The organism is Acetobacter orientalis (genome assembly GCF_000963965.1).
GTDB classification, from domain to species: Bacteria; Pseudomonadota; Alphaproteobacteria; order Acetobacterales; family Acetobacteraceae; genus Acetobacter; species Acetobacter orientalis.
Map to the genome: position 1 here is coordinate 112,388 of NZ_BAMX01000010.1, position 15,793 is coordinate 128,180.

A 15,793-nucleotide genomic window follows, 5' to 3' on the forward strand; every position below is an offset into this window, starting at 1 on the left:
AATAAAACACATAAATAACTCCTCCTTTAGTGCGTACGCGAAAACAAATTAATCACCAAAACACCCGCCATAATAAGTGCTATTCCTATTATAGCCGCCCAATCCAGAGATTGCTTAAACACAAAAAAACCAATGAGAGAAATAAGAACAATGCCAACACCCGACCAAATGGCATACACAATACCTGTTGGAATTGTTTTCATGGTTAGAGACAACAAATAAAACGCGCAGCAATACCCAATCACACTCAGCACTGTAGGCCATAGGCGGCTAAACCCGTTACTGGCTTTAAGGCACGACGTAGCAAACACCTCGCTCACTATGGCTCCGGCCAGGCACAGGTAGGTTTTATCCAAAACAGGGCTTTCCTTAAAAAGACAGGCGTGAGTGTAGGCCAAATATCAGCTCATCAGCCACTTTATGGCCCGGCCAGTTACTATTTTCCAACCCGCCAGATGGGTTAAAAATATACTGAAAATCTGGCTGCAAAACAAACCACGGCTTTACCTCTGCTTGGTACGTAACTTCTAGGTGGTTTTCCGTACCCGGTGGCCGCAAACCCTGCGTGCGGTAATACATACGTGCACCATAGCTACCACGCCCAAGCCCCCAGCCTAAACCCAGCGTGTCGTTCTCGCGGTTGGGGAAAGGGGCTTTCAGGTTTACCCCGGCATCTACACCGTAGCTTATTAAGTTACGGTCGCCCTCATTACCGGTAGCCCGCGCAAAAACACCCAACGATGTTGGAGATTTTCGGTAAGGCCGCCACACCATTTGGTCTATAATGCCATAAAGCAGCCAATTACCCCGCACCATGCGGGGCTGTACGTTTTGCCCCTGTGCATAGGCAGCACCCAACACTTGCCCTGTGCTGGTATAGCGCCAGTCTGGAAAGCGGGCCGTGTCATAATACCCACCCAGCTTATACACACCGGGCAGGCCATGTGCTTTGGCACTCCTGCCCTCTGGCGCATCATGGCCTTCTGCATTCAGGGCGTATTGTATTTCACCCATAAGCAAAGCCCCTGTGCCCATATTAAAACGGCAGCCACAAGCGTTATGAGTATTCTGGCTTGTGGGGTCAGCCACATTGCCTAGCCCACCATTTTGCGCATCAAACGAGTTCCAACGGTTGCCCGGTGGGTTGTCATCTGCTGCGGCAAACATCAAGGTTAGGTTGGTTGCGGGCCTATAACGCACCCTCACGGCAGGAGAGGCCAACGGCCACGAAGGCCCGCCCGCATATAAATTGGCAGATGGCCCCATAGGCCAGCTAAAATTGGCGTTAAGATACAAAGCACCATACGTGCTTATAACAAATTCTGTATCCAGATCCTGCTGGCCAATTTTAATATCCAGCTTATCGTCCCAAAAACCTTGTTCGTACCACAACTCAAACAAACGGGTGGAACGGTCTGCCTCAATACCGCTTACCGGGTTGTAGTTAAACAAACGATCTTGCGTAATTGAACGCCCATGAATTTGCAGAGCGCTCACATTAAACACGCCGTCTTTAAGGCCAATTAGTTTTTCAAGGTCAACAGTTAAAGTGGGCATGGTTACGCCATTAAAGGCAGGGCCTGTGCCAGCCCCCCGCCCCCCTGCAGGCGGCACGCCGCCAGTCAGGTTGCCCCAAAGCTCATCTACTTCCTGAATATCCAGCGTCACGCCATAATGGCTTAACCACGGCCTAAGCCCCCAGACAGTGCCTAATAGGGTGTCATCTGTATCTGAGTCTGTATCTGTTGTTACGTCATTATCTGTATCGGGCGCAGGGGGCGGTGTGGGCAGCGCGTTTTTACCCCGGCCAATGCGGCCTTGTGTGGCTTTGCCCGGTGCAAGCCCAACCCCACGCTGCGCCCCTGCCATACGCCGCATACGCATAGAAGCCGGGCCTATTCTTTGCACGGCGGGGCCAGAGTCCCCCAACCATTCTTGGTCTATAACAACCACGCGGCGGTCTGGCCGGGGGGCAAGCATGCGAGCGGGTATTTCAGGCGGGATCAGGGGCTCAGCCTCTACCGCGCGGTCTTCTGGCTGCACACCTTCTGGCGGTAGGTCTTGCGTGCTCTCTTCTGGGGGCAACGTTTCACGCACGCTTAGGCCAAGCCGCGTTGTCTGGGCCAAGCCACCTAGCGGGTATAGACTTACGCTGCCCCATAAACACACGGCCCCCAGCACGCGCATATGCCCGGCTATAACCCTGCCCCTTATGCGGTGCGGTTTTGCTCTGCTCCCGGCTGTGGCGCTCATTACGCGCGTGGCTCCTTCTTTCTAACGCTCTTCAAACACTCACTATTCTCCTTAAGTGGGGCTTTGTTCAGCTTCCTGTCAGGTTGGTGCGGTATGTCTGCCCCTACCCTAAACAGTTTAACCCCATGCAGCCTTCCCTAAAGGCTACATACCCCACATAAGGTTTGAGCAGGACATGAGGCTGCCCGCCCGCTTTTACCCCTTGCTTGCGCTTATTTATGGCATGCCGGGTTTTGGCATGCCGCTACCAGCCCATGCAACAACATGGCAGGTAAGCAGCCTTACCGTGCAACCCGCTGCAACAGCGCCCCTGCCTTTTACCACAGCTTTGGCCCAAGCGTGGCAGCTTGACCCCAACCGCACCACGCTCACCACCAACCGCAAAGGGGCAGAAGCCCGCGCCCGCGCCGCAGGCTCTTGGTTTGCTGGTGGCCCAAGCCTAAACGGCTCTTATTTTGATGACCACGCCATAGGCAGCAACGAAGGCTACACCACTTACCAAGGCGAGGTCAGCGTACCTCTTTGGCTACCCGGCCAAGGGAGTGCCACAAAAGCCGTGGCCCAAGCTGAAGCAAACACAGCCGAAAAACGCGCCGGCATGGCACATATGGCGCTTGCCGTAAACTTGTTAGGGGCAACATCAGCCGCGCTCCTCGCCCAAAAACGCCTTGCCACAACCCATGCTTATTACACAAGCACGGCCCAAATTTGTGCAGACGTAACCCGCGCCACCACTGCGGGTGAAACAACACAGGCAGACCTGCAACAAGCCACTGCCACCCAAGAAGCCGCTTTGGCAGACAACACCGCAGCCCGAGAAGAAGCACAAACAACCGCTGCAACCCTTGAGGCCCTGCTTGGCAGCCCCGCCATACCCGATATTGAAAATTTTAGCGCAACAGAGAGCGCTTTAAACACGCTTAGCTCTCTGCCCACCCTAGAGAGCAACGACCCCCGCCTGCAGGCAGCCAAAACTGAAAGTGCCGCAGCACAAGCCGCCCTAAAGCTGGCACGCCGCTCTTTTATGCCCAACCCAGAAATTGGCGTTGGGGCCATACACGAAAAACAATATGGCAGCCCGTGGGACAACCGGGTGGGTATTTCTTTTACCATGCCCCTACCCAGCAGCGTGCATAACGCCCCGCTGCTTTCTGCTGCAAAAGACCGCGTAGCCGCCGCAGATCAGCAAGAAATTTTAACACACCGCATGATAAAGCAAGAGGCCGCACAAATTAGGGCACAGCTTATTGCCGCCACACAAAACCTTAAGGCCACCAAAATAGCCGCAACAAACCTGCTTAACCGCGCCACACTGCTAGAACGCTCATGGAAACTGCGTGAAACCCCATTTGATGACGTAGCCCGCGCCCGCCAAATGGCCTACACCGCCCGCCTAGCCCAAGATAAAGCCGAAATTGCCTGGCACACCGCCATAGTGCGCGCCCTTATTGCAAGCCAAACCTTGCCGGGGCTGAGCACACTACACGCCAGCACAGCCCCCACGCAGGCACCCACTCTGGCCATACCCGCCGCACTCGACAGCCTAGAGACACAAACCCCCGCGCCATGACCCGCCATACCGCCCCCCACCAAAAAGAGAGCCGCACAGCAGTGTTTACCCTGTCACACGCTATAGGCACAGCACGCGCCCCGGCTCCTTGCGGGGCAAAGCGCTTGCGGTCTTTAACGCCCCCCCAACAGGGCAACCACGCCCCCCTAAAACCCTACACAATGCCGCGCATGGCACAGACAGTGTGTGTTCTTTTGGGGCTTACTGTTTTTATGGGCAGCATACCTAAAAGCCTTTTTGCACAAACAGCGTTTGCGCCGCTCACTCTTTCTGCCCAAATAGCAAAAGCCGAGCATATTTCTTATACTACCGCCACCACCGGCACATTATACCGCATGCTGCCCACTATGGCGCGTGTGCAGGCAGACACAACACATACCGTGAGCATTCAACCCGCAGGCAGCGGCAAAGTGCTCGATATTTTGGTACTGCCCGGCCAAGCCGTACAACAAGGCCAAGCCCTGCTACACTACCAAAACCACAGTTTGCATATTGCCCGCCTACAAGAAACCCAAACACGCACAGCCTTGGCAGCAACCCTTGCCACCCAGCAAGAGGCCAGCCAAGCTTACACCCGCGGCAAAGCCCTTGCGGGCCAAACCGTATCTGTTGGTGAAATGCAAAAAAGGCTTGCCGCCTTGCAACAAGCCAAAGAAAACGTAGCCGCCCGCCAAGCAGAACTGGCTGTACTCAAACACAGATTTGACGAAGAATATACCTCACCCACAGAGCAGCACGCCACACAAGACGAAACATCAACCCTTGTAGCCCCTTTTGCGGGCACCATTACCCGCCTAAACACAGCCATCGCAGCAGATGTAGACCCAAACCTGCCCTTACTCACGTTAAGCGATAGCCAGCATGTTTGGCTGGTGTCTGACATTGCCCCTCAAGAAGCCGCACTGTTAGCCCCCACAGGCCAACAACTTACCACTCTACCCGATGGCACAGCCACACAACCGCTCCATACCGTTATAGAAACCATTGGCGCAGTAGCAGACCCCACAACAGGGTTGGTGCCTGTGCTCAGCCGGGTTGATAACAGCCAAGGCCATTTACGCCCCGGCATGGTGCTTAATAGTTTGCTACAAACCACACAAAGCCAAAGTGGCCTTCTTGTGCCAGCCGATGCTGTGCAAACAGTTAACGGGCAAAACGTTGTTTTTCAGACAGTGTCAGACACCACTATACGCCCCACCCCGGTTGAAACAGGGCTAGAAGAAAACGGGCAAATTGTTATTCTGTCTGGCCTACAAACCGGTGCACGTATTGTGCAACATGGCAGCTTGGCCCTAAAAGCCATGATGGTGCTGCCCGCCATGGATGCGGAGTAAGCCGTGTCTGGTTTTTTCAATAAACTTATACAGGCACGGTTTTTACTGCTTAGCCTACTGGCACTCGTTATTGCAGGCGGCATTGGGGCCACACTTGGTTTGCCAGTTGAGGCCGTGCCAGATATCTCCCCCCAGCAGGTATTGGTGACTGCTATTGCACCGGGCCTTGCGACTGAAGAAGTCGAAAAATTCATTACTTTCCCTGTAGAAAGCAGTATGGCTGGGCTGCCGGGCATAAGCGACCTTCGCTCTATTTCCCGCTCGGGCGTTTCTGTTGTTTACATTCAGTTTGACGACAAAACCGATATCAACCTTGACCGCGCGCGGGTAAGCGAGCGCATGGCGCAAGCCAAGGCCCTTATTACCATGCCCAATGTAAGCCTTAGCATGGGCCCACTCAGCACTGGTTTGGGTGAGATCTTTCAGTTTCAGCTTAAAGGGACAGGTTATAGCTTGATGGATCTGAACAGGCTTATGACCTGGACAGTCGCACCACAGCTCAAACTTGTACCCGGCGTGGTAGATGTTAATATTGGTGGCGGCGCTGAAGAAACATGGGCCATAACCCTAGACCCCACCCGCCTGCAGGCTTACGGCCTATCCATTGGTGAAGTTTTTCAGGCCATAGAAGCCAGCAATGCTGCCTCTGGCGGTGGCTGGATAGAACACCACGCAGAACAGCAAATTGTTGTAGGCCGTGGCCTTGTGCGTAACCTGCAAGACTTTGGGGCCATAGCCGTTAAAGTGCGGGCAGGTGCCACCCCCATTTACCTACGCGACCTAGGCCAGATAAGCACCCAACCCCGCACCCGCCTTGGTGCCGTAACCCGAAACGGCACAGGTGAGATTGTAACAGGTGTGGTCATGATGGAGCGCGGCGGCAGCTCTAACGCTACACTGGCGGCCATACAGGCAGCGCTGCCCAGCATAACCCAAACCCTACCTGCCGGTGTAACGCTGGAGCCATTTTATACCCGCGCAGCCCTAACAGAGCGCACGCTGGACACTGTAAAAGAAAACTTGCTGCTAGGTGCAGCCCTTGTTGTAGTTGTGTTGCTTGCCGTGTTGGGCAGTATACGCGCCGCTTTGCTTGTGGCCTCGGTTATTCCCTTCGCGCTGTTGTGCGCCATGACCGGCATGCGCCTGTTTGGTATTTCTGCCAATTTGCTCAGCCTTGGCGCCATAGATTTTGGCATGATTGTTGATAGCTCTTTGGTTGTTATCGAGCATATTCTCACACGCCGTAAACGCGAGGGCACCGTGCCCTTTACAGACCTTGTTGTGTCCTCCACCCAGCAAGTTGTACGGCCCGTTAGCTTTGCCATTCTTGTTATTATGATGGTGTATCTACCCATTTTAACGCTAGAGGGCATAGAGGGGCATATGTTCCGCCCCATGGCGCAAACTGTTATTATGGCACTAGCGGCCTCTTTGCTGTACTGCCTGCTCTGGGTGCCAGTGCTAAGCGCACTTGTGCTCTCCCGTTTGCCCGCATTGTCAGAAACTAGGCTGGTTGCCACAGTGCGCCGGTATTATGTACCTCTTTTGCAAAAAAGTGCGCGTAGGCCACGCATTGTATTTAGCTGTGTGGGGCTTGTGTGTGTGTGCGCGCTCCTACTCGCTGCATCTTTAGGGAGCGAATTTGTACCCCAGTTAGAAGAAGGCGCACTGGTTGTACACAGCATGCGCCTGCCTAGTATTTCCTTGGCCAGTGCGTTGGAAAGTGTCACGCAGGAAGAAACAATTTTAAAATCTTTCCCTGAAGTTAAAACCATCATTAGCAATACAGGCACAGCCGCCATACCCACAGACCCCATGGGGCAAAACGAAACAGACAGCTTTATTATTTTAAAAAATGATGGCCATGGCCGCTCCCAGTCTGAACTGGTCGAGGCCATGAACACCGCCTTACAAGCCAACCTACCAGATGCGCTTTATTCTTGGAGCCAACCTGTGCAAATGCGCATGGACGACCTACTCTCTGGCGTGCGCACCCAAATTGCCATTTCCATTTACGGAGAAGACCTACCCACCCTTTCCCGCTTAACAGAGCGCGTGGTTAAAACGGTGCAGGGTGTACGTGGTGCAGCAGATGTTATGGCCGGAGATGACGGGCAGGTGCCGTTTATACAAATTACCATAAACCGTGAAAACGCGGCCCGCCTCAGTGTGCGTGAACAAGATATTCATGACACAATAGAGGCCATTGGTGGGCATATTGGCCGCCCCGTAACCCAAGGCAATGCCATGCTTGCAACCCAAGTGCGCCTGTTGCCCGCCTATACCACATCAGCCAATGCCATAAAACATTTAACCGTGCGCCAAGCTGATGGAAAAGGCGTTGTGCTGCTTTCTCAGGTGGCAGATATTGCCGTACAAGATGGCCCGCCCCGCATTAGCCGCGATAGTATTCACCGCCGTATGGTAGTTGAGGCCAACGTGCGCGGGCGCGACATTGCCTCTTTTGTAACAGAAGCCCAAAAAGCCGTGCAAAAAGCGGTACCACTCCCACGGGGTTATACCATTAAGTGGGATGGCCAGTTTCGTAATCTACAATCTGCCTCTAAACGTTTAGCCATTGTGGTGCCTATTGCTTTGGCGCTTATTTTTATACTGCTGGTAGCGGCTCTTGGCTCTGCACGGTTAGCGGGCCTTGTGTTTTGCAATTTACCCCTTGCGGCTTCTGGCGGGGTGTTTGCACTGGTGCTCCGTGGCCTGCCCTTTAGTATTTCTGCCGGTATAGGGTTTATTGCGCTCTTTGGGGTGGCTGTGCTCAATGGTGTGGTGCTTGTTAGCACGGCAGAGCACATTCGCCAGCGCGGCGTTGGCCCCTTACGGGCTGGGTTAAGTGCCGCGCATGAGCGGCTACGCCCGGTTATGGCCACCGCACTGGTAGCAAGCCTTGGCTTTTTTCCCATGGCGTTTTCTACCTCTGCCGGGGCAGAAGTAGAGCGCCCTTTGGCCAGCGTTGTTATTGGTGGGCTTGTTACCTCTACTCTGCTCACATTGCTGGTGCTGCCACTCCTGTATGGTCGTTTTGCGCCCAACAAAAGGGCAAAACATGGTGCGCAGGCCAGTGGCCTTCCCTCCGGGCAGGAGGGCGCGTAAAAAGGTAGTAGCCCGCCTGCACCCAACGCTGCATAAAGGATCATCTCTGCCCATGCGTATATTGGTTATTGAAGATGAACCGCATCTTGGGGCCGCCGTGCAAGAGCATGTGCAGCAAGCTGGCCACACGGTAGACTGGTTTACAACCCTAGAAGAAGCCCGCGCCGCCCTTGCCGCAGTGCAATATGACTGCCTACTGCTTGACCTAGGCCTGCCCGATGGTCATGGCCGCACCTTGCTGCGCGAAATAAGGCGCACCAACTCGCCGCTTTCCATTCTCATCACCACAGCCGAAAACCAGATTAGTGACCGCATAGCGGGCTTGTCTGAGGGGGCTGATGACTACCTGGCCAAACCCTACAACCTAGATGAACTATTGGCGCGTATAACTGCCGTAGGCCGCCGCTACCGCCCCCTTATTGATAACCGCCTAAACGTAGGTGAGAGCGAAATAGACCTTGAGCGCAAACGCCTAACACGCAATGGCCAATTAATAGACCTAACCGCCCGTGAATGGGCCTTGGTTGAACTGTTAGCCCGCAGGCCCGGTGCCATTTGCTCCCGCCAACAAATAGAAGACGCGCTTTATAATCTAGAAGAAGAAATAGACAGTAATGCCATAGAAGTTTTTGTAAGCCGTGTCCGTAAAAAATTAGGGGCCGATGCCATTCGCACAGTGCGCGGGCGGGGCTATTACCTTGAAAACACGACGGCTCCATGAGCAATACTTTTTTAGCAAACCCCCAACACCCCCCAAAAGCATGGCGGCTTTCTACCCGGCTGTTACGCGGTGTTACCGGCATCGTTGGCGGTTGCCTGCTTATTGTTAGCCTTATGGTCATTGGGTTTACAAAATTTGAGATAGCAGAAAGGCTTGATGATTCTTTACAAGAAGTAGCCGAGCGCCTGCAATTTGCAGTCCTTCTGCTTAATCAGCCCGGCAATGTACAGGCTGTGGCGCACCTCTCGCACATTACGCCGCTCTCTTTGGCATACCAAATTACAGATACACAGGGCCATGTGCTGCTCCGCTCAGCCAATGCACCGGTTGAGGCCTTTGTAACACCCATACACGCCGGGTTTTACGGGCAAAAAGCATTTCGGGTTTATGTTATGCCTGCCGCCCAACCAGACCGCTTTATTTTAGTAGGAGAGCCCCAGTTCCACCGTGCGCAAGCAACGCACCATGCCATTTTTATTGCAGTGCTGCCTATTTTAGGCGCCATTCCGTGCATTTGGGTGCTGGTTATGTGGCAAGTGCGCCGTAGCATGGCCCCATTAGTACGCCTACAAGATGAAATAAAAGAACGGGGCAGCGGTAACCTTAACCCCGTGCCTAACCTTAACCTGCCAACAGAGCTGGCCACCATACAAACAGCGGTAAACCTCCTGCTAGAACGCGTGCATAAAGCCCTAGCCGCAGAGCGCGCCTTTGCTGCCAACGCAGCACACGAACTCCGCAACCCTATTGCCGCGTTATTAGCCCAAGCCCAAACACTACACAGCACAATAACGGCATACCCTGCCACCGACCAAACCAGCGCTATAGCGCAACGCCTTACAACCATGACCGAGCAAATACAGCGCTTGGGCCGTATTACAGAAAAACTGCTCCAACTTTCACGTGCAGTAGCTGGCACTGGCCTGCAACGTAACCGGTTTGACATGCTCTCTGTGCTGCATGTGGTAGCAGATGAGCTAGACCCACCCCACAACACAACGCCCCAGCGGCTCGTGCTAGAAACAGGCGCATTTACCAGCCTCACCGTTATGGGAGACATGGACGCAACAGGCATTTTACTGCGTAACCTGCTTGAAAATGCCTTATGCCATAGCCCCACAGGCTCTGCGGTGCACGTAAACCTTTATGCCGAAACACCCCAAAACCAAACCTGCACGACGCAGCAACACACCACGCTACAGCATACCGCCAAAACAACGCCACCTTTTGCACCAACGCTAAAAACTATTTTACTTACTATAGAAAACCAGTCTACCGCCCTCTCACCCACAACCCTTACCGCCCTGACAGACCCGTTTGTACGCGGCTGCACACAAGCAGAAGGGAGCGGCCTAGGGTTGGCCATTGCCCGCACCATTAGCAACCATATGGGCGTACCCATGCAGTTATTCTCGCCTATACCCGGCCACAAAACAGGTTTTATGGTGCGCTTATCTTTTCCTGTTGTTACTGAAAAAACGTAAGAAAAATTAAGCAATACTCTTTTAAGGCGTTACTTAAAAACGATAGACTTAAAAGGTTGCTCGTTATTTTTATGGTTGATTAAGCTGTTTATTACGGCACTACCGCATCTACACAAACAACAATACATTTCAACGCAAAAGAACTGAACAAACCAAGGTATTTTTGAAATACCCTACGCACTTCACCCTCAGATTCAAAATTTTGAAGCTGAGGGTAAGCTATGCACACAGGCTTTAAAGCATTTACTTTGTTTGGTCTGCAACCGTATCGGGCAAAGTAATACGCACCAGAATATAGGGGCGCTCTTGCTTATCTTGCCCGGCATTAAATACTGGTAGGCGTGACCACTGGCCAACGGTTAACAGCAGGCTGTTACCATCTTGGGCAATACTATCTGGTGCAATAAGTCGCGCATCTTGCGCCACGATAGACAATTTACCATCTGGCGCACGGCGTATAATAGCGTGGCGCTCAATATCGGTTAGTAGCAGGCTACCATCTGGCGCTGTCGCCATACCGTCCATAATGCCAACCTCGCCCTCATCTTTCACCGCGGCTTCCAACGCAGCTTCTGGCGTGTTCCAGTCTGCCAACACGGCTGTGGGCGCACTATAAAGCCTGCGCGATGAAAGGGGCGACCAATAAAGCCGCGTAGAATCTTGGCTCAGCGCCACGCCATCTACCCCGCCTTGGGCCACTATAGGGCTTGGGTCTGTGTCGCGCCCCAGTTTGCCATCTGCCTCTAACACCAAGCCCGGCACGGCACTTACCGAAACAGTTTCGGGCAGTATGCGGCGCATTTTACCGCTGGCTAGGTCAACCACTATTAAAGCTGGGTGTGTGGTTTGTGAGGTATCACTAACAAACGCCGTGCCTGCTGCGCCGTGGGTTAGGTCAATACGCACATCGTTTACATGGCTGTCTGGCAAAACAGCGGGCGCCACAAAAGGGTAGCGCTTAACTATTGTGTTTGTGCTTGGGTCTATATGCAGCAATGCCGGTTTGGCTTTAGCTTTACTGCCCGCTTTTACCCCTTCATCTAGCAGCCAAAGCTGGCCGCGTGTATCAACCGTCATGCCTAAAGGGGAAATAAGCGTGTGCTGTGCCTGCGCGCTAGGGTAAGGCGTTAAGCTACCGGCCTGCCATACAGCCAAAACCGGGCCGGGGTGGCGTTGCGCACTGGTGGGAAAAGACAACACAACCCGCCCATCTTGCAAATGCGCAATGCCAGAGGGTTGGGCTTTCATAAAGCGGTCAACCACGGTCACGTTGCCTGTGCCCAAAGACCCATAGTCAACGCTTTCTGCCGCCCATAGGGGGGCAGAAAGACTACCCAATAGCACACTTACCAGTGCCATTTTCAAAGAACGGTGCTGCATGGTTTCTCCTCTTCATTGCCACATTATGACGCATGGTTAAGCTACCCACGCCAAAGTGACAGCACCCTAACACACTCTAACCGCCAACCCTGCCCCTTAGCATAATAAAAAATATCACCTTATCACGACGCAAACCCCCTTAATCCATTTCTAGAAAATATTTATAAAATCATCATTTATCTTAATTTCTCATTCTCACCACCACTCACCGTTTTAGGCATAGCCAAAGCATTTTTTCCAAACATGGAGAAAACCCTTCCATTTCGTCACTTGATTATGCAAATGATTCGCAATATCGGAAGCTCCCATTCTCACCGCATAAGAGTTTTTTCACATGTGCCCGGATACACGCCGCAGTAAAATACTTTACGCCCTACCCCTCTCCCTCCTTGTTAGTGGAGAGGTCTGGGCGGCAGATCCGGAACATAGCGCGCCCTCCAACACCTCAGCCTCCTCATCCCACGCGGCACAAAAAGCGGCAAAAAACGGCAAAGCAGCTTCAGAAAGTGTTGAGGTACGCGGTAGACGCATTTCAACCATTGCGTCCTCTGCCACCAAGTCAGACACACCATTGATTGAAACTGCACAATCGGTCACGGTTATTACCCGCAACGAAATGAACATTCGTGGTGTGCTTAACCTTAACCAAGCTATTCGGTATGCGGCCGGTATTACATCAGACCTACGTGGTGGGGGCGTAGGCACCCGGTATGACCAGTTCCAGCTCCGTGGTTTTACTGTACCCACTTTTCTGGACGGCTTAAAATTACAACCCAGCACAGGGTATGCCACAGCCCAGACCGATACCTCGCGCCTTGAAAGGGTAGAGGTGCTTAAAGGCCCCTCCTCCGCTTTGTATGGCCAGTCTAGCCCCGGTGGGTTGGTAGCTCTGTCTAGCAAAACGCCCCTAGACCAGAAATTTTATGGTGACATTGCCGCAACAGGGGGCAGTTTTGACCTGTATAGGGTTGATGCAGACGTAGGCGGGTACGCCACAAAAGATGGCTTTGTGCGCTACCGTCTATACGGCACGGCCAACGGCCAACATAGCCAGCTAAGCCGCACAGGTAGCCGCCGTTTTTCAATCAGCCCTTCTTTTTCGTTTGGTGGCAACGGCCCCACAACACTCACACTTATTGGCAATTACCAATACGACCCAGAAAACGGCACTTATGGTGGTGCACCTTTACTTGGCTCGCTTGTACGCGCACCTTTTGGCTACCTACCCCGCAATTTTTATGATGGTGACGCCTCTTTTGAGAAGTTCAACCGCCGCCAAGGGGCCATTACTTACATCTTTAATCACCAGTTCAACAAAGACTGGAGCTTTTCAACCCGTGGCCGCTACGACGATATTATGGCACAGTACCGTAGCGTATATGATAGCGGCTACTATACTGGTCCCACAACGCTGGCACGTTCTGCCATTCAAACAAACGAGCACACCCACAATCTAGCCTTTGACAGTGCGTTTAAAGGTAAAGTGTATACAGGCCCCCTCACACATTCCATGATGTTTGGGTTTGATTACATGCAGCAAAGTGCCTCAGAAGTAGGGCTTTATGGCTCAGCCGAGAGCATGGACGTACTGCACCCCAACTACCACATGGCCTACCCCACCCTCTCGCCATGGATAAACTACCAAACAGATTCTCATCAGATTGGTGTTTATGGACAAGACGAAATTCGATACAAAGGTCTGGTATTAACAGGCAGTTTGCGTAACGACTGGTACCGCTCCAACCAGCTAAACCGCGCAAATAACGAAACCACCAAACAAGCCCCTAGCCAGATAACATGGCGCGCTTCTGGGCTGTACCACTTCAACTTTGGCCTAGCACCCTACATTAGCTATTCAACATCTTTCCAGCCGCAGTCTGGTCTTGTTTCAAGCAATGGTGGTGCAAACTTACGGCAGGCCGACCCATCCTTGGGGAAACAGCTTGAAGGTGGGTTAAAATACCAAATACCTGGCACAAGCGTACTCTTTACGGTTGCAGGGTTCCATATTGAGCAGTCCAACGTTTTGGTGCCTGTAACGGGGCAGGCGTATAACACCCAAAGTGGCAAAGTACATTCTGACGGCTTTGAATTTGAAGCCCATGCAGAACCCTACAAGAACTTTGACATCACGGCTTCTATCAGCATTCAAAAAGTTAAAGACACCTCAACCGGCAAACCACTCATGCAGTCGGGTAAAGGCAATGCGGCCTTGTTTGCCTTCTATACCCTGCCCTCCGGCCCAATGAAGGGCTTTGGGTTTGGTGGCGGCATGCGCTACACGGCAAAAGCTTATGCGGGTGAAAGCTCATACGGCCAAGGCAGCGTTTGGGTACCACAATATGCCGTGTTTGATGGCTCGCTCCGTTATGACCTATCGCAGCTTTCGCCCTCTTTGCACGGCTGGTCATTGGCGGCCAGTGTACGCAACCTGTTTGACAAAAAATATATTGGCAACTGCATGAGCTATGCCAGTTACGGTCAGGCATGGTGCTATTATGGCGAACGCCGCAACGCACAAGGCACCGTTTCTTTCTCTTGGTAAAAGCCTAGCTTTAACCACCAATACCAAAAAAAGGCGGCCCATTATGTGGCCGCCTTTTTTAGTGCAATAACCCCGTATGGTTACGCCTGTTGTTTCAAACGGGCTTAGGCTTCAATACGTTCAAGCCCACCCATGTAAGGGCGCAGCACATCAGGAATGGTGAGTGAGCCATCTTCGTGCTGGTTGTTTTCCATAACCGCAATAAGAGTACGGCCCACAGCCAAGCCAGACCCATTAAGCGTGTGCACAAACACTGGCGCCCCACCGCCTTGCGGCCGGAAACGCGCATTCATACGGCGGCCCTGAAAGTCGCGCGTATTAGAGCAAGAAGATATTTCGCGCCAAGCCCCTTGCCCCGGCAGCCATGCCTCCAGGTCAAACGTTTTGGCAGCACCAAAGCCTGTATCCCCCGCACACAGCAAGACACGACGGTACGGGATGTTGAGTTTCTCAAGCACTTTCTCGGCACAACGGGTCATGCGCTCATGCTCGGCATCACTCTCTTCTGGAGTAGTGACAGACACCATCTCCACTTTTTCAAACTGGTGCTGGCGCAGCATGCCACGCACATCACGCCCGGCAGAGCCAGCCTCGCTTCTAAAGCACTGGCTTAGGGCGGTCATGCGGCGCGGGAGTGTTGCTGCCTCTAGAATATCCCCACTGACAGAAGCCGTAAGCGGTACTTCTGCGGTAGGAATAAGCCACCGGCCATCTTCTGTACGAAAAGACTGATCAGAAAATTTAGGCAGCTTATCTGTGCCGTACATAGCGGCATCATTTACCAGTACCGGCACCTGCGTTTCTGTGTAGCCGTGCTCATCACTATGTAGGTCGAGCATAAACTGGCCCAAGGCACGGGCTAGGCGCGCCAGTGCGCCACGCAGCACCACAAAGCGTGCGCCAGAAAGTTTGGCCGCTGTACCAAAATCCATCAGCCCTAATGCTTCACCCAACTCAAAATGTTGGCGGGGTGTAAAACTAAAGGTTGGCAGGGTGCCCCACTGGTGCTGCACCACATTGGCCGTTTCATCTGGCCCTTCTGGCACGCTGGGGTCTAAGCGGTTGGGCAGCGTTTCAAGCAAGGCTGTGCTTTGGCCTTCAAGCGCTGCAACCTGTGCCTCAAGCGCCTCCATATCTGTGCGCAGGGCAACGGCTTCGGCCTCTAGTGCCGTTGTATCTTCACCATTGCGTTTTAGCGGGCCAATTTCACGGGCCAAGGCTTTGCGGCGGCCTTGTTTTTCCTGCAAGGCGGTTTGCGCCTGACGGCGCTCTTCATCCCATGAAAGGAGCTTTTGCGCGACAGGCTCTAACCCACGGCGGGCAAGGTCAGCATCAAAAGCGGCCGGGTCTGCGCGAAGGGCGCGAATATCATGCATGGGGTGGTTAAACCTCTACTGG

The 15,793-nt window shown here is 53.2% G+C and carries 10 protein-coding genes; 6 read left to right on the forward strand and 4 right to left on the reverse strand.

All coding sequences use genetic code 11. The annotated features are described in order from the left end of the window. Window positions 1-26: 26 nt before the first annotated feature. On the reverse strand, window positions 27-356 hold the full coding sequence (locus Abor_RS04230; protein WP_048840588.1) for a DMT family transporter: 330 nt from the start codon (window positions 354-356) through the stop codon (window positions 27-29). A 13-nt stretch (window positions 357-369) separates the two neighbouring features. Continuing rightward, window positions 370-1,980: a carbohydrate porin gene (locus tag Abor_RS04235; protein WP_371861230.1), complete on the reverse strand. Its 1,611-nt coding sequence runs from the start codon at window positions 1,978-1,980 to the stop codon at window positions 370-372. Between the two features lie 448 nt (window positions 1,981-2,428). Between Abor_RS04235 and Abor_RS04240 the strand changes: the two genes are divergently transcribed. The 5 genes from Abor_RS04240 to Abor_RS04260 are packed head-to-tail and all read left to right on the forward strand — an operon-like array spanning window position 2,429 to window position 10,470. After that, window positions 2,429-3,823, forward strand: coding sequence for a TolC family protein (locus Abor_RS04240; RefSeq protein ID WP_232015164.1), 1,395 nt, complete (start codon window positions 2,429-2,431; stop codon window positions 3,821-3,823). Continuing rightward, window positions 3,820-5,157: an efflux RND transporter periplasmic adaptor subunit gene (locus tag Abor_RS04245; protein ID WP_048840589.1), complete on the forward strand. Its 1,338-nt coding sequence runs from the start codon at window positions 3,820-3,822 to the stop codon at window positions 5,155-5,157. The genes Abor_RS04240 and Abor_RS04245 overlap by 4 nt, the downstream gene beginning before the upstream one ends. A gap of 3 nt (window positions 5,158-5,160) precedes the next feature. Beyond that, window positions 5,161-8,265, forward strand: a complete 3,105-nt coding sequence (locus Abor_RS04250; RefSeq protein WP_048840590.1) for an efflux RND transporter permease subunit — start codon at window positions 5,161-5,163, stop codon at window positions 8,263-8,265. A 52-nt stretch (window positions 8,266-8,317) separates the two neighbouring features. After that, on the forward strand, window positions 8,318-8,986 hold the full coding sequence (locus tag Abor_RS04255; protein WP_048840591.1) for a response regulator transcription factor: 669 nt from the start codon (window positions 8,318-8,320) through the stop codon (window positions 8,984-8,986). Then, window positions 8,983-10,470 carry a HAMP domain-containing sensor histidine kinase gene (locus Abor_RS04260; RefSeq protein WP_048840592.1) on the forward strand — a complete coding sequence of 496 codons (1,488 nt, stop codon included), beginning with the start codon at window positions 8,983-8,985 and terminating at the stop codon, window positions 10,468-10,470. Before Abor_RS04255 ends, Abor_RS04260 begins: the two co-directional genes overlap by 4 nt. A 243-nt stretch (window positions 10,471-10,713) precedes the next feature. Here Abor_RS04260 and Abor_RS04265 read toward each other — a convergent pair whose 3' ends face one another. Next, window positions 10,714-11,850: an L-dopachrome tautomerase-related protein gene (locus Abor_RS04265; protein ID WP_048840593.1), complete on the reverse strand. Its 1,137-nt coding sequence runs from the start codon at window positions 11,848-11,850 to the stop codon at window positions 10,714-10,716. 334 nt (window positions 11,851-12,184) lie between these two features. Here Abor_RS04265 and Abor_RS04270 point away from each other — a divergent pair, with 334 nt between their 5' ends. Continuing rightward, window positions 12,185-14,395: a TonB-dependent siderophore receptor gene (locus Abor_RS04270; RefSeq protein ID WP_048840594.1), complete on the forward strand. Its 2,211-nt coding sequence runs from the start codon at window positions 12,185-12,187 to the stop codon at window positions 14,393-14,395. A gap of 104 nt (window positions 14,396-14,499) precedes the next feature. Here the strand turns inward: Abor_RS04270 and serS are convergent, their stop codons facing one another. Continuing rightward, window positions 14,500-15,771, reverse strand: a complete 1,272-nt coding sequence (serS, locus tag Abor_RS04275) for a serine--tRNA ligase (RefSeq protein ID WP_048840595.1) — start codon at window positions 15,769-15,771, stop codon at window positions 14,500-14,502. Window positions 15,772-15,793: the final 22 nt, after the last annotated feature.

Excerpts from the sequence above, each read along its gene's own strand:
- Abor_RS04265 (WP_048840593.1), bottom strand. The coding sequence starts at position 11,850 with ATGCAGCACCGTTCTTTGAAAATGGCACTGGTAAGTGTGCTATTGGGT.
- Abor_RS04245 (WP_048840589.1), top strand. The coding sequence starts at position 3,820 with ATGACCCGCCATACCGCCCCCCACCAAAAAGAGAGCCGCACAGCAGTG.
- Abor_RS04260 (WP_048840592.1), top strand. The coding sequence starts at position 8,983 with ATGAGCAATACTTTTTTAGCAAACCCCCAACACCCCCCAAAAGCATGG.
- Abor_RS04270 (WP_048840594.1), top strand. The coding sequence starts at position 12,185 with ATGTGCCCGGATACACGCCGCAGTAAAATACTTTACGCCCTACCCCTC.
- Abor_RS04240 (WP_232015164.1), top strand. The coding sequence starts at position 2,429 with ATGAGGCTGCCCGCCCGCTTTTACCCCTTGCTTGCGCTTATTTATGGC.
- serS (WP_048840595.1), bottom strand. The coding sequence starts at position 15,771 with ATGCATGATATTCGCGCCCTTCGCGCAGACCCGGCCGCTTTTGATGCT.
- Abor_RS04255 (WP_048840591.1), top strand. The coding sequence starts at position 8,318 with ATGCGTATATTGGTTATTGAAGATGAACCGCATCTTGGGGCCGCCGTG.
- Abor_RS04235 (WP_371861230.1), bottom strand. The coding sequence starts at position 1,980 with ATGCTTGCCCCCCGGCCAGACCGCCGCGTGGTTGTTATAGACCAAGAA.